Genomic DNA, 12936 nt, shown 5'->3' on the forward strand with positions numbered 1-12936 from the left:
TGGTGACCGTCCGGTCGCGGCGGTCCGCGGCCCCGAGCGCGAGGAGGTGGGACCCATATCCGCTGTGTCAGCCGGGGTGCTCTCTCCTCGTGACGGCGCGGTGCACCGGCAGCGGTGACCGCGGGAGCGCCCTGCGGTCTCGCGCTCCCGAAAGGCATCCGTCCTTCCATGCCCACTCCCTCTTCTTCCCTTTCCCCCGCGGCCGTCGTCTCCGCCTTGCGTACCGCCGGGTGCGTGTTCGCCGAGGACGAGGCGGAGTTGATACTCGCCACCGCCCGTGACGCCGCCGAACTCGCCTCGATGGTGGACCGCCGGGCGGCCGGTCTGCCGCTCGAACACGTCCTCGGCTGGGCCGAGTTCCACGGGCTGCGCATCGCCGTCGAGCCCGGGGTGTTCGTCCCCCGCCGCCGTACCGAGTTCCTGGTGGACCGGGCGCTGGCCGAGCTCCCGGACGCCCGCGTCGTCGTGGACCTGTGCTGCGGCTCCGGCGCGCTCGGCGCGGCCCTCGCCGCCGCGCTGGAGGGGGCGCGGGTGCACGCGGCCGACATCGACCCCGCCGCCGTCCACTGCGCCCGCCGCAACCTCGCCCCCTACGGCGGCCACGCCCACCAGGGCGACCTCTACGCCGCCCTGCCCACCGCCCTGCGCGGCCGTGTCGGCCTGCTGACGGCCAACGTGCCCTACGTCCCCACCCCTGACCTCCCGCTGCTCCCCGCCGAGGCCCGCGACCACGAGCCGCCCACCGCCCTCGACGGCGGCCCCGACGGCCTCGCCGTGCTGCGCCGGGTCGCCGCCGAGGCCCCCGGCTGGCTCGCCCCCGGCGGCCGGCTGCTGTCCGAGACCAGCGAACGCCAGGCCCCCGCCGCGCTCGCCGCCTTCACCGAGGCGGGTCTCAGCGCCCGGGTGGCCATCTCGGAGGAGTGGTCGGCGCATGTGGTGATCGGCGTACGGGACGGAGCCGTGTGAGCACGACGCGAGCGGACCGGCGCGCCGTCAGCACTCCTTCGCCCGGGCGATGAGCAGGGCCACGTCGTCGTGGTTGTCCGGGTGGTGGAGTGTGCGCAGGAGGAGGTCGCAGGTCTCCTCCAGGGGGCGGGTGGGGTCGGTGAGCAGGGACAGCATGAGGTCCAGGCGCTCGTCCAGGGTGTGGTGGCGGGTCTCGACCAGGCCGTCGGTGTAGAGGACCAGCTCGTCGCCGGGGGCGAAGTCGACGGTGACCGTGGAGAAGGAGACGCCGCCGACGCCGAGCGGGACGCCGGTGGGCAGGTCGAGGAGTTCCGGGGGCCGGCCGGGGCGGATACGGGCCGGGGGCAGATGGCCGGCGTTGGCGATCCGGCACTGCCGCAGCCGCGGGTCGTGGACGGCGTACACACACGTCGCGATGGAGTGGTCCAGCGCCGAGGTGGTCTTGTCCAGGTGCGCGAGCAGCACCGCCGGGTCCAGGCCGAGCGCGGTCAGCGTGGTGGTCGCGGTGCGCAGCCGGCCCATCGTGGCGGCCGCCCCGATCCCGCTGCCCATGACATCGCCGACCACCAGCGCGGTCCGGCCGCCCTCCAGCGGGATCACGTCGAACCAGTCCCCGCCGACCTCGCTGGTGGCCCCCGCGGGCTGGTAGCGCGAGGCCACTTCGAGCCCGGTCGTCACCGGCGGGCTGCTCGGCAGCAGGCTGCGCTGGAGCGTGAGCGCGGTGTTGCGGGCGTTCTGGTACCAGCGGGCGTTGTCGATCTGCACCGCCGCGCGCGCCGCCAGCTCCCGGGCGAGCAGCACGTCGTCCGCGTCGAACGGCCGCGCGTTGACGGTCCGTTTGAGATCGAGCGCGCCCAGCACCTCGCCGCGCGCGATGAGCGGCACCGCGAGATAGGAGTGCAGCCCCGCCCGGCCCAGCAGCACGGCCGCCTCCGGGGAGCGGGCGATGCGCGGCAGGTCCTCGTCCTTCACCCGCGGCACCAGCACCGCCTCACCCGTGCGCACGCACTCGGTGACCAGCCGGTCGGGCGCGTACCGGGCGATCCTGCCGGGCGTGTCCGCGGCCCGTACGGCGTCCGAGGCGTCCTCGGGGCGCAGCGCGAGCGCCCGGAGCACCGCCGCGTCCGCGGGGCCGAGAGTGCTGGGCCGGCCCTCCACCACCGCCTCCAGCAGGTCCACGGCCGCCACATCGGCCAGCTCCGGCACCGCGACCTCGGCCAGCTCCCGGGCCGTACGGTCCAGTTCGAGCGTCGTGCCGATCCGCGCCCCGGCGTCGGCGATCACCGCGAGCCGCCGCCGGGCCGCCTCCGCCTCCCTGGCGGCCCGGTGCTGCTCGGTGATGTCGGCCACCGAGCACGCCACGCCCAGCACATGGCCCGCCGCGTCGTCCAGCCGGTACAGCGAGACCGCCCAGGTGTGCTCCGCGTCCGGGTCCGCGGGCGTCCGGCCGACGACGATGTGGTCGATCAGCGGCGCGCCCGTCTCCAGCACCCGGCGGGCCCCGGCCTCCATGCCCGCGATGTCCAGCTCGGGCACCACGTCGGCCATCCGGCGCCCCAGGTGCTCGGCGGCGGGGCGCCCGTTGATCCGCTCCAGGGCGGGGTTGACCGACACGAACCGCAGCTCCGTGTCGAGCACCGCGAGCCCCGCCGGTGACTGCATGACCATCCGCTCGGACAGCGCCACGTCCTGTTCGAGGCGCCGTACGGTCGAGCGGTCGGCGGCGAGCCCGAGCGCGTAGACCTTGCCGCGGGCGTCCAGCAGCCGCATGTTGCGGAACTCCACCAGACGGGTGCCGCCGTCCTTGTGCCGGATCGGGAAGCCGCCGGCCCAGCTCTGCCCCGTGGCCATGACGTCGGCGAAGAGCTTGCCGACCAGTTGCATGTGCCGCTCGTCCACCATCAGCCGGGCGGCGTACTGGCCGAGCGCCTCCGCCGCCGTGTAGCCGAACAGCTCCTCGGCCTGGGGGCTCCACAGCACGATCCGGCCGTCGGTGTCCAGGACCACCGAGGCCACCGCGAGCACGTCGAGGAGGCCGCCGGGCGGCACGGGGCCGCGGGCCGGCTCGCCGCCCTCCGTCGCAGCCCCGGCTGCACTCATGCCACGCACCGCCTTCGCCCGTCCGGACGGCACGTCGTCCCCCGTGCCGGTTCCCCACGTCCTGTCGCGCTCACATCCGACTCTCCGACGCCGTCGCCGTCAACCTCCACCATCTCTCAACCCGGCGGCGGGCGTCCGCCCGAGCCGGCGCCCGGCCGGGGTGCCGGGACCGCCCGCGCGGACCGTACCGCGCGGTCGGGGGCGCCGGGAGAGTTCATGTCCAGGTTGCCGCATTGGCCTGTACATGACGATCACGCCACGCCAGACTGTGCGCCGTTCGAGTGTCCCCACCGCCCGTTCGAGGAGTTGGTCATGCCCGCGTCCGCCCGGTTACGCCGCAACGGAGCCCTCGCCGCGTTCGTCACGCTCGCCGCCGCCCTGTCCCTCGCCGTGCCGGCGCCCGCGTCCGCGGCCGGCACCTGGACGGAGACCGGCTCGGACCGCGCCGATCCGCTGACCGAGAGCCAGGGCCTGGCCTCGGTCGAGGTCCCGACGGGCAGCCCCAACCGCTACACCGGCATCGGCACCATCCCGCTGAGCGACTCCGTCCGGGGCTGGAACCATGTCGGCGACCCGGACGCGTCGTACGAGGGCTACTACATCGAGCCGTACCAGGAGGACTCCGGCACCGCGAAGATGTACCGCGTGCAGGCGCCCGACGGCTCCTGGTCGGAGTACGTGCACCAGCTGAGCCCCGGCGAGGCCCTGAACAACTCCTGGGACGCGATCACCCCGGACGGGCAGTGGATGCTGTCCGGCGAGTGGGGGACGATGAACCGGCTGCTGGTCTTCCCGACGCCCGGCGAGAACCGCGCCACCTCGCCCTCGGCGAACCTCCCGCTGGCCGCCACGGTCCACCTGGACCACGCCGTCAGCGATGTGCAGGGCTGCGACTTCTCCGGGCCCACCACCCTGCTCTGCTCCTCCGACGACTCCGACGGCAGCCTCTTCGGCATGACCAAGCCGCTGCTCCAGATCGATCTGTCGGCCCCGCCGAGCGGCTCCGCCGATGTCACCGGGCATGTCACGGCCCTGCGTCCGCTGCCGCTGCGCAGCGCGTGCTCCGGCACCTTCGAGGCGGAGGGCATCGACTACGACCGGCGCAGCGGCGTCCTGCGCGTGATCGTGGTGTCGCCGGGCATCTGCGTGCTCACCGACAGCAAGACGTACAAGTTCTCCCTGGGCTGATCCCGCGCAGCGCGTGCGGGTGGCGGTGGGCGGTGTTTTCCTGGGCGGGGGATGGGCGCGGCGCGGCGGGGTACCCAGGTCGGCGCGGCCCGGCCACGAAAGGAGCGATCAATGGCGAACGAGGACCGGTCGCATCCGGAAACCGTCACGGTGGAGATCAGCGGATGCTCCAAGGACGACGCGCGTCTCGTCTTCGAGGCGCTGAGCGCGTGCTTCGCGTCCGACCGGGGCGAGGACGAGGTGCCCCAGCAACTCCACGAAACCCGTCCGATGGTGTGGCTCGGCAGCTACGAGGTCACGGACACCAAGCGCCAGGGCTGCCCGCCGGTCCACCTCGGCTCGTCCGTCCAGGCGGACGTCCAGGGCGGCTACTGGGCCGTGGACCGCTTCCGCCACACCCTGGACTCCATGTTCACCGTCGAGGAGACCAGTACGGCCTCCGGCGACCAGGAGCGCGATCTGCATCTGCGCCTGGAGAGCCTGTGAGGACGCACGACTGACGACACACCCCCTACGACGCCCCGGCCGGTCCCGCACCGGCCGGGGCGTACTGCGCGAGGCCGTGCCCGAAGGACCGGTCGGCCGACGCGCCCTCGGCCTGTACATACTAGTAGGTATGGAAGGAATGGCGCAGGACACATCGTTGTGCAACTAGTTGCATAAACGGGGGCGGGTGCTCTACAACAAGATGCGACCGCATCTGTGCACGGAGGGCCTGACATGAGCCGCTACCCCCACCTGCTGACCCCGCTCGACCTGGGGTTCACCACGCTGCCCAACCGGGTGCTCATGGGCTCCATGCACGTGGGCCTGGAGGAGGCCGAGCGCGGGTTCGAGCGGATGGCGGCGTTCTACGCCGCCCGGGCGCGCGGCGGCGTCGGGCTCATCGTGACCGGGGGCATCGCGCCGAACGAGGAGGGCCGGCCGTACGAGGGCGGGGCCATGCTCACCACCGAGGCGGAGGCCGAGCGGCACCGGGTCGTCACCGAGGCCGTGCACGAGGCGGGCGGCCGCATCGCGATGCAGATCCTGCACTTCGGCCGGTACGCCTACCACCAGGACCTGGTCGCCCCGAGCCCCCTCCAGGCGCCGATCAGCCCCTTCGTGCCCCGCGAGCTGTCCGACGCCGATGTCGAGCGGACCGTCGAGGACTATGTGCGCGCCGCCCGCCTCGCCCGGCACGCCGGATACGACGGCGTCGAGATCATGGGCTCCGAGGGCTATCTGATCAACGAGTTCATCGCCGCCCGCACCAACCACCGCACCGACCGCTGGGGCGGCTCCTACGAGAACCGGACGCGCTTCCCGGTCGAGATCGTGCGCCGGGTCCGCGAGGCCCTCGGCGAGGACTTCATCATCGTCTACCGGCTGTCCATGCTGGACCTCGTCCCCGGCGGCTCCACGCACGCCGAGGTCGTCACCCTCGCCAAGGCCGTCGAGGCGGCGGGCGCCACCATCATCAACACCGGCATCGGCTGGCACGAGGCCCGCATCCCCACCATCGCCACCTCCGTGCCGCGCGGCGCCTACACCTGGGTCACCAAGAAGCTGATGGGCGAGGTGACGATCCCCCTGGTCACCACCAACCGCATCAACACCCCCGAACTGGCCGAGGAGTTGCTGGCCGGCGGCTGCGCCGACATGGTCTCCATGGCCCGCCCCATGCTCGCCGACCCCGACTTCGTCGCCAAGGCCGCCGCCGGCACCCCCGAGGCCATCAACACCTGCATCGGCTGCAACCAGGCGTGCCTGGACCACACCTTCGGCGGCAAGCTCACCTCCTGCCTGGTCAACCCGCGCGCCTGCCACGAGACCGAGCTGGTGCTCGCCCCGACCCGCACGAAGAAGCGCGTCGCCGTCGTCGGCGCCGGCCCCGCCGGACTCGCCTGCGCCGTCAGCGCCGCCGAACGCGGTCACGAGGTCACCCTGTTCGACGCCGCGAGCGAGATCGGCGGGCAGCTCAACGTCGCCCGCAAGGTCCCCGGCAAGCAGGAGTTCGACGAGACGCTGCGCTACTTCCGCCACCAGCTCGACGCCCGCGGCGTCGCCGTACGGCTCGGCGCCTGGGTCGGTGCCGAGGACCTGGCCGACTACGACGAGGTGGTCGTCGCCACCGGCGTCACCCCGCGCACCCCCGAGATCCCGGGCGTCGACCACCCCCGGGTGCTCGGCTACCTCGACGTGCTGCGCGACGGCGCCCCCGTCGGCGAGCGCGTCGCCGTCCTGGGCGCCGGCGGCATCGGCTTCGACGTCGCCGAGTTCCTCACCGACGGTGGCGACAAGGCGAGCGAGGACCCCGAGACGTACTTCCGCAACTGGGGTGTCGACATGGAGTACACCGCGCCCGGCGGCCTCACCGAGCCGCGCCGCCCGGCCCCGCCGCGCCAGGTCCACCTCCTCCAGCGCAAGACCACCAAGGTCGGCGCGGGACTCGGCAAGACCACCGGCTGGATCCACCGCACCGAGCTGAAGCACCGCGGTGTCACCATGGTCCCGGGCGTGCGCTACGACCGGATCGACGACGCGGGACTGCACATCACCGTCGGCGGGGAGAGCACCGTCCTGGAGGTCGACACCGTCGTGCTGTGCACCGGCCAGGAGCCGCGCCGCGATCTGTACGAGGCGCTGGTCGCCGCCGGGCGCAGCGTCCATCTGATCGGCGGCGCGGACGTGGCGGCCGAGCTGGACGCCAAGCGCGCCATCAAGCAGGGCACCGAGGTGGCGGCGGCGCTGTAGGCCCCCTGCGGGAGATCCCTAGGATGAGCCCATGTCACTCCCGCACGCGATCCTCACCGCCCTGCTGGAAAAGCCGTCGTCCGGGCTGGAGCTGACCCGCCGGTTCGACAAGTCGATCGGCTACTTCTGGTCCGCGACGCACCAGCAGATCTACCGCGAGCTGGGGAAGCTGGAGGGCGAGGGGCTCATCCGGGCGCTGCCCGCCGCGCAGCCGTCCCGCGGGCAGAAGAAGAGCTACGAGGTCCTGCCCGCGGGCCGCGCCGAGCTGGCCCGCTGGGCCGCCGCCGGGCAGGACCCCAAGCCGCTGCGGGACACGCTCCTGCTGCGGCTGCGCGCCTCGGCGGTGGTCGGCACGGCCGGTCTCGCGACGGATCTGCGCCGCCATCTGGAGCTGCACCGGCGGCAGTTGGCCGAGTACGAGCAGATCGAGAAGCGCGACTTCCCACCGGACCGGGACGCCCCCGAGGACCGGCTGCGCCACTTGGTGCTGCGGGCGGGCATCGACCTGGAGACCTTCTGGACCCGGTGGCTCACCCACGCCCTCACGGAATTCGCGGAGCTGCCGGGGGCCGGGCCGCCGGGGGCGGAGGACGCCGAGACCGAGGCGACGGAGACCGAGCCCACGGAAACCGAGGCGGCGGAAGCCGAGATGCCCGGCCCCGAGTCCGGCCCCGGTCCGGAAGTCGGGTCCGGACCCGGACCGGCCGGGTCCCGCCGCCCTCCCCTGGGGGACTGAGGGGTCCTCAGAACCGGTACGGCTTCGTGCGGCGGCGCAGATGCCAGGCCGTCGTGACGGTGCCCGCGGCCACCAGTGCCGCGCCGGCGCCCAGGGTCAGCGGGCCGTAGTCGCGGACGGCGCCGCCGAGGCCGCCGTTCACCCCCCGGTTCGGCGCCGGTCTGGTCGTCGTCGTGGTCGTCCCCGGCCGGGAGGTCGCCGCGAGCGTCGGCGCGGACCCGGCGGAGACGATCACCGACTGGCTGCCCGCCGTGCTGCCGCTGGAGCAGACCACCACCACGGTGTACGTCCCCGGGTTCACCTTGGACCAGGCCGCGGACTGGCTGATCGTGGTGCCCGAGAGCGCCACCTGCCGGCCCTGCGCGAAGTTCGCCTGGCTGCTGGTGAGCAGGGCCGCGGTGCCCCAGCTGCCGTTGATCTGGGTGCACGCGCTGGTGACCACGGAGACGCTGGATCCCGTGGTGCTGACGGAGATGCCGGAGACCGCGGCCGAGGGTGCCGCGAGCACGGCCGGGAGCACGGCGGCGGCCGCCAGGCTCGGAGCGAAGCGGAGCATGGATATGGAGTTGCGCATCGGGGCCTCCGGCGGCACGGCCGGCGGTACGTCCCATGCGCCGCCCAGGGTCGGGGAACATCCGTGCTGCCTGGTCAGCAGCCAACGCGGCCCCGGCCGCCGCCGCATCCGGACGGCGCCCGGCCGGGTGACGGCACCCCACGCCCGGCGCAGGGCGGGGCCCGCCGGGATGCGCCGGGCGGTGACCTGTGGTCAGGGGCGGGCGGGTCAGCGTCCCGTGGTCACCGTGCGCTGTGCCGACCAGCCGCCCCAGGTGCCGTCCGGCAGCCGGGCCCGCAGCCGCACCCGGTGCTCCTCCCCGGCGCCACGGCCCAGGTAGAAGCTGTAGCGCGCCCGGCCGCGCGGCGGGTCGCCGCCCCACTCCAGCGAGGTCGTCGTGGTGCCGTCGAGCCGGATCGAGTACTCGGTGATCACCCCGTCGGTGTCCGGCGGGTCCCAGGCCAGGTCCAGATAGTAGGCGCCGTCCGAGCGGTGGGTCGCGGCGGTGAAGCCGGTCGGCGCGGTGGCCCGGCCGTCGTCGGTGCCCGGGGTGGTCAGCCGTACCGCGGCGCTCGCGGGGGAGAGGTTGTCGGCCGCGTCCCGGGCCCGCACCGTGAACACGTACCGGGTGCCGGGGCGCAGCCCGGTGACCACGGTCGAGGTCTGCGCCCCGCCGACGCTGTGGATCCGCACCCCGCCCTGCTCGATGTCGTACGACACCACGCCCCGGTCGTCCCGGGCGGCGCCCCAGGCCAGCTGGACCTCGCGGCTGCCGACGGGATGCCCGGTGGGCGGGCCGGGGCGGGTCGGCGCCGAGTGGTCGGCCGCGACCCGGGCGGGGGTGCGGGCGCGTACCGTCCGGCTCGGCGGTCCCAGGCGCCCGGCCCTGTCCCGGGCGCGCACCGTGAAGGCGTACGCGGTGGCGGGGCTGAGCCCGATGACGTCCACCATGCGCTCGGCGCCGGGCACGTCGGCCGCCTTGGCGCCGCCCCGGTAGACCTCGTAGGAGCGGATGCCGGAGCCCTCGTCGGGCACCGCGTTCCACATCACGTGCACGGTGGTGGCGCTGCCGGCCTGGGCGGTGACCCCGGTCGGAGCACCCGGCATCCGGCCCTCGTCGCCGTCGTCGGCCCGGCTTGGGCCGCAGGACGCGAGGAGCAGCAGGGCTCCGGCGACCAGCACGAGCGGAAGGGGAACGCGTCGCACGATGCTGCCTCCACGGCTGTTCGACATTCGATGATGAGTTCGGTACATCGACGGCCCCGGCAATGGTCCGGACCAATATGGACCGGCCGGTGCGCCGACGGCAAGGGGCCGTGCCGGAGCACGCCCGGACGTTACGTATGCTGAACCTTCCTACGGCTGAACTGCCCGTGAGAGCAGGGGAGTTCACGCCTGCGGCGCGGAAACGCTGTCGTCGCCGAATCCGCGCCGGCGCGGGCGGCCGGGGGGTCTGGGTCGAGGCCGGCCCGGGCCCCCGGCCCCTGTTGTCCCTGTGCACCCGCTCCTGTTTATGCGCTTTGTGGACCAAATGCCGAAATTATTCCCTCATGGGTTGTCAGAAGCGTGCTCCATCCGGTCACTTCGGGGTGGTCCGGGCGGACGGGTGTCCGGGCCGCGGATCACAGTGGCCTGGACATGTCCCCGAGGAGAGGGTTCCTCATCGTGCGTGTGCGTGTCCCGACGTTGACGCTGGCCGCGGCCGGCGTCGCCCTGATCGCCCCCGCCACGCTGCCCGGCGCGGCCGCGGCCCTTCCGCCCGAGGAGCGGACCGCGGCCCATGGCGACGGCGCCGATCCGGAGGCCGGACGCGGCGCGGGCCCGGCGCCCGCCGCCCGCAGAGACGTTCCTGCCGTCACGCGCCCCGAGCGGGGCGCCACCACCCCGAGCCGGGGCAGGACCACCGCCACCGCCCCGCCCCGCACGGACACCGGGACCGCCCCGGACCGCGCCGAGGGCGCCGTGACCGCCGCCGATCTGCTGGCCAGGGTCGGCACCTGCGCCCAGATCTCCGCCGGCCGCTACCGCACCGACGCGGACAGCCCCGCGACCGTGCCCGTGTGCGGCGCCCAGGGGGCGGTCTTCTGGAAGGCCGACCTCGACATCGACTGCGACGGCCAGACCACGGCCCACTGCAACGCCCAGGCCGACCCGCTGTACTCGCCCGGCACCGCCTATGTGCAGTCCGACGGGCGGCCGCTGAACGCGGAGACGCTGCCCTACATCGTCGTACCGGCCGCGAGCAGCCGCTGGAGCCCCGCCGCCAGCGGGGTGCGGGGCGGTTCCGTCGCCGCCGTCGTCTACCAGGACCGGGTGCAGTACGCGGTGGTCGGCGACACCGGCCCGAGCGACCTCATCGGCGAAGCCTCCTACGCCACCGCGCGCGGCCTCGGCATCCCCGCCGGCCCCAGCGACGGCGGGGTGCCCTCCGGGGTCACCTACATCGTCTTCAAGGACTCCAAGGCGAGCCCCATCGAGGACCACCAGGCGGCAGTGACGACGGGGGAGCGGCTGGCCCGGCAGTTCGTGACCGACAACTGACCAGCCGCACCACGGATCTGAGGGCCCGTCACCCGCCCGTCACACCTTGCGGTAGTCGTACGCCTCCGTCGCCGCGGCCTCCACCGCGGCCAGGTCGGCGCCGGTGGAGGCCGTCACCACCGCGGCCACCGCCCCTTCGAGGAACGGGGCGTCCACCAGCCGGGTGTCCTCGGGCAGTTCGTCCTCGGCGAGCAGCGCCTTCACCGTCAGTACGGCGCTGCCGAGGTCGGTGAGGACCGCGACCCCCGCGCCCCGGTCGACGGAGGCGGCCGCGGCGGAGATCAGCTCGGCGCTGGTGCCGAGCCCCCCGCCCTCCGTACCGCCCGCCGGGGCAACCGGCACCGCGGCGGCTCCGCCCGCGAGCCCCTTGGCCAGCGCGACGACCGAGGCGGCCACCTCCGCGCTGTGCGACACCAGCACGATCCCGACCAGCTTCTCGCCGCTCACGTCAGCCCTCCGCCGTCTCGGCCAGCGCGGCCATCAGCAGCGCCGACGACGTCGCACCCGGATCCTGGTGCCCGACACTGCGCTCGCCCAGATAACTCGCCCGGCCCTTGTGGGCCAGCAGCGGGACGGTCGCCTCCGCGCCCTGCTCGGCGGCGGCCCGGGCGGCGGCGAAACCGTCGCCGAGCGCGTCCACGGCCGGCAGCAGGGCATCGACCATGGTCTTGTCGCCCGCGGCCGCGCCGCCGAGCTTCATCACCCCCTGCACCCCCGTCCGCAGCGCCTCGGCCAACTGCTCCTCGGTGACCTCCGGGTCCTCCCCGAGCGCCTTGCCGGTCCGGCGCAGCAACGTGCCGTACAGCGGCCCCGAGGCGCCGCCGACCGTCGAGATCAACAGACGCCCGGCGAGCATCAGCACGGCGCCCGGGGTGCCCGGCGTCTCCTTGTCCAGCTCCGCCTGCACGGCCGTGAACCCGCGCCGCATGTTGCTGCCGTGATCGGCGTCCCCGATGGTCGCGTCGAGGGCGGTGAGCCTTTCCGCCTCGCGGTCGACGGACGCGGCCATCGCCGTCATCCAACGGCGGAAGAAGTCGGCGTCGAGCACTGGACCTCCAAGCATAGATAAGGGCGTCGAGACGTGTACCGCCGTATCACATCCCCCAGCGCAATGCCGGGGTGCGCACCGGCGCGTCCCACAACCCGAGCATCTCCTCGTCGACCTGGCACAGCGTCACCGAGGCGCCCGCCATGTCCAGGGAGGTGACGTAGTTGCCGACCAGGGTGCGGACCACGGCGACCCCGCGCTCGGCCAGCACCCGCTGCACCTCGCCGTTGAAGCCGTACAGTTCCAGCAGCGGTGTGGCACCCATGCCGTTGACCAGCACGAGCACCGGGTTGTGCGGGGGCATGTCCTCCAGGATCGCGTGCACCGCGAAGTCCGCTATCTCCCCGGACGTCATCATCGGCCGCCGCTCCCGGCCCGGCTCGCCGTGGATACCGATGCCCAACTCCAGCTCACCGTCCGGCAGATCGAAGGTGGGGCTGCCCTTCGCCGGGGTGGTGACGGCGCTCAGCGCCACGCCGAAGCTGCGGGAGTTCTCGTTGACCCGTCGGGCCATCGCCTCCACCTGCTCCAGCGGCCGGCCCTCGGCCGCGGCGGCGCCCGCGATCTTCTCCACGAACAGCGTCGCCCCGGTGCCGCGCCGGCCGGCCGTGAAGAGGCTGTCGGTGACCGCCACGTCATCGTTCACCAGCACCTTGGCGACCTGGATGCCCTCGTCCTCGGCCAGCTCCGCAGCCATGTCGAAGTTGAGCACGTCGCCCGTGTAGTTCTTCACCACGAACAGCACCCCGGCGCCGCTGTCCACGGCCGCCGCGGCGCGCACCATCTGGTCCGGCACCGGGGAGGTGAACACCTCACCCGGACAGGCGGCGGACAGCATGCCGGGACCGACGAACCCGCCGTGCAGCGGCTCGTGCCCCGACCCGCCACCGGAGACCAGGGCGACCTGTCCGTGCACCGGCGCGTCCCGGCGGATGATCACCCGGTTCTCCACGTCCACCGTCAGATCCGGATGCGCGGCGGCCATCCCGCGCAGCGCGTCCGCCACGACGGTCTCCGGCACGTTGATCAACATCTTCATGCCCGTCTCCCAGAAAGCTCAGCAGGTGG

General features: G+C 73.8%; 11 protein-coding genes and 1 pseudogene. 6 read left to right on the plus strand and 6 right to left on the minus strand.

Annotation, left to right across the window (positions count from 1 at the left end; translation table 11 throughout):
• Positions 1-168 precede the first annotated feature (168 nt).
• Complete coding sequence (locus tag GHR20_RS32180) at positions 169-966, plus strand: putative protein N(5)-glutamine methyltransferase (protein WP_153815168.1); 798 nt, start codon at positions 169-171, stop codon at positions 964-966.
• Positions 967-993: 27 nt separating this feature from the next.
• On the opposite strand, the gene GHR20_RS32185 is transcribed toward GHR20_RS32180, so the two are convergent.
• Positions 994-3066, minus strand: coding sequence for a SpoIIE family protein phosphatase (locus tag GHR20_RS32185; RefSeq protein WP_111583719.1), 2073 nt, complete (start codon positions 3064-3066; stop codon positions 994-996).
• Between the two features lie 312 nt (positions 3067-3378).
• On the opposite strand from GHR20_RS32185, the gene GHR20_RS32190 reads away from it, so the two are divergent.
• From GHR20_RS32190 to GHR20_RS32205, 4 genes and pseudogenes are all read left to right on the plus strand, one after another.
• Positions 3379-4254, plus strand: a complete 876-nt coding sequence (locus GHR20_RS32190; protein WP_153815169.1) for a hypothetical protein — start codon at positions 3379-3381, stop codon at positions 4252-4254.
• Between the two features lie 111 nt (positions 4255-4365).
• On the plus strand, positions 4366-4740 hold the full coding sequence (locus tag GHR20_RS32195) for a hypothetical protein (RefSeq protein WP_111583533.1): 375 nt from the start codon (positions 4366-4368) through the stop codon (positions 4738-4740).
• A 234-nt stretch (positions 4741-4974) separates the two neighbouring features.
• The gene (locus GHR20_RS32200; RefSeq protein WP_153815170.1) at positions 4975-6990 is read left to right on the plus strand and encodes an NADPH-dependent 2,4-dienoyl-CoA reductase; all 2016 of its coding nucleotides are present in this window, start codon (positions 4975-4977) and stop codon (positions 6988-6990) included.
• A gap of 31 nt (positions 6991-7021) precedes the next feature.
• Positions 7022-7558 (plus strand): annotated as a pseudogene (locus GHR20_RS32205) (PadR family transcriptional regulator); the annotation flags it as partial.
• 175 nt (positions 7559-7733) lie between these two features.
• On the opposite strand, the gene GHR20_RS32210 reads toward GHR20_RS32205, so the two are convergent.
• Entirely contained in the window at positions 7734-8300 is a 567-nt protein-coding gene (locus tag GHR20_RS32210) for a hypothetical protein (protein WP_111583530.1), read from the minus strand.
• A 207-nt stretch (positions 8301-8507) separates the two neighbouring features.
• Positions 8508-9485: a fibronectin type III domain-containing protein gene (locus tag GHR20_RS32215; protein WP_153815172.1), complete on the minus strand. Its 978-nt coding sequence runs from the start codon at positions 9483-9485 to the stop codon at positions 8508-8510.
• 465 nt (positions 9486-9950) lie between these two features.
• On the opposite strand from GHR20_RS32215, the gene GHR20_RS32220 reads away from it, so the two are divergent.
• Positions 9951-10820: a glycoside hydrolase family 75 protein gene (locus tag GHR20_RS32220; RefSeq protein WP_243878415.1), complete on the plus strand. Its 870-nt coding sequence runs from the start codon at positions 9951-9953 to the stop codon at positions 10818-10820.
• 39 nt (positions 10821-10859) lie between these two features.
• On the opposite strand, the gene GHR20_RS32225 is transcribed toward GHR20_RS32220, so the two are convergent.
• From GHR20_RS32225 to dhaK, 3 genes are read right to left on the minus strand one after another with little or no spacing between them, the layout of a single operon-like run.
• The gene (locus GHR20_RS32225) at positions 10860-11267 is read right to left on the minus strand and encodes a PTS fructose transporter subunit IIA (protein ID WP_111583527.1); all 408 of its coding nucleotides are present in this window, start codon (positions 11265-11267) and stop codon (positions 10860-10862) included.
• Between the two features lies 1 nt (position 11268).
• Positions 11269-11868: a dihydroxyacetone kinase subunit DhaL gene (dhaL, locus tag GHR20_RS32230; RefSeq protein ID WP_153815174.1), complete on the minus strand. Its 600-nt coding sequence runs from the start codon at positions 11866-11868 to the stop codon at positions 11269-11271.
• Positions 11869-11914: 46 nt separating this feature from the next.
• Positions 11915-12907, minus strand: coding sequence for a dihydroxyacetone kinase subunit DhaK (gene dhaK / locus GHR20_RS32235; protein ID WP_148025984.1), 993 nt, complete (start codon positions 12905-12907; stop codon positions 11915-11917).
• Positions 12908-12936 lie beyond the last annotated feature (29 nt).

This window comes from Streptomyces sp. SUK 48, from assembly GCF_009650765.1.
Taxonomy (GTDB): domain Bacteria; phylum Actinomycetota; class Actinomycetes; order Streptomycetales; family Streptomycetaceae; genus Streptomyces.